General features: G+C 44.2%; 1 protein-coding gene. It reads left to right on the top strand.

Annotation, left to right across the window (positions count from 1 at the left end):
- Positions 1 to 171: 171 nt before the first annotated feature.
- Positions 172 to 1,071, top strand: coding sequence for a glycine--tRNA ligase subunit alpha (glyQ, locus tag V7K49_RS24910; protein WP_334865375.1), 900 nt, complete (start codon positions 172 to 174; stop codon positions 1,069 to 1,071).
- Positions 1,072 to 1,404 lie beyond the last annotated feature (333 nt).

Here is a 1,404-nt window from a genome sequence, read left to right as displayed (position 1 = left end):
TTTTTGCTCTTTGCTTCAGGCACTTATTCAATATAGCGAACCTTCTTAAGCTTGTCAACTATTTTTCCAAAAATATTTTGGACCGCTTTTGAGTCCCCTGAAACTGCCCACAGTGCTCTCTTTGTAGGCAACAATGGTTTATGCACTGTGCTGAGTAAGGAAGGGTGAAGCGTGAATTTTCAGTCGGTAATAGGTTTATTGCATGAGTTTTGGGGCGATCGCGGTTGCTTGATTGCCCAACCCTATGACATTGAGAAGGGGGCAGGTACTAAAAATCCTCAGACATTTTTAAGAGCATTGGGACCGGAACCGTGGTCTGTTGCCTACGTTGAACCGTGTCGTCGCCCGACGGATGGGCGGTACGGCGAAAACCCCAACCGCTTCCAACATTATTATCAGTACCAAGTTCTGATTAAGCCGTCGCCAGATAATATCCAGGAGATTTATCTTGATTCATTAAGGGTTTTAGGTATTTGTCCTGAAGACCACGATATTCGGTTTGTAGAGGATAACTGGGAAGATGCGACGGTGGGAGCTTGGGGCACTGGTTGGGAAGTATGGTTAGATGGGATGGAAATTACTCAATTTACCTACTTCCAACAGTGTGGGGGAATAGATTGCCGTCCTGTGTCGATTGAGATTACGTACGGGTTAGAGCGATTGGTGATGTACCTTCAGGAAGTGGAGGCAATTACTAAGATTCATTGGACAGACAACATTACTTATGGTGATGTTTACCTTCAGGGAGAGATTGAGCAGTGTATCTACAACTTTGAAGCGTCAAATCCTGAGTTGCTACTGACACTATTTAATTTGTATGAGCAGGAAGCTACCCAATTGACGGAGCGAGGATTGGTCTTGCCTAGTTTAGATTATGTAATGAAGTGTTCGCACACGTTCAATCTGCTGGATGCTAGAGGTGTGATTTCGGTGACGGAGAGAACTCGCTATATTGCCAGGATTCGGCATTTGGCTAGGAAGGTAGCTCATTTATATGTTGAGCAAAGGGAGAAGTTGGGTTTTCCGTTGCTCAAACATACTGTGAGTTCAACAGGAAGCCCGACATCCTAAAGGGTGTGGCTACACGAACTAAGTCCGCTAGGAACAATTGCATATTTGGTCAGCGTAGCACTTTGTGTTCTGTTTCTCCATGCTGCGCTGGGGTTTAAGCTAGGTATATCTTTATGATGTCGCTATTGCTAAAAGTCAGAAATACCGTTAAATCTTGAGTCTAGAACATTAAGGCTACAAGGATAAGGCCCGCATAGGCGGACTTTGTTTGTATAAACTTGATGGACTATACTTCACCACAAGCATAAAAATTTTTCGGAGTTGCTGATTAAAGAGATGAAAAGCTCACGCAGAGAGAAGTGTTTGCGGCGAAAAACCCGCAAACAAAGGGAG

Origin of the sequence: Nostoc sp., assembly GCF_036919675.1 — a bacterium.
Taxonomy (GTDB): Bacteria; Cyanobacteriota; Cyanobacteriia; order Cyanobacteriales; family Nostocaceae; genus Nostoc.
This window is presented reverse-complemented; position numbering and strand designations above follow the sequence as displayed.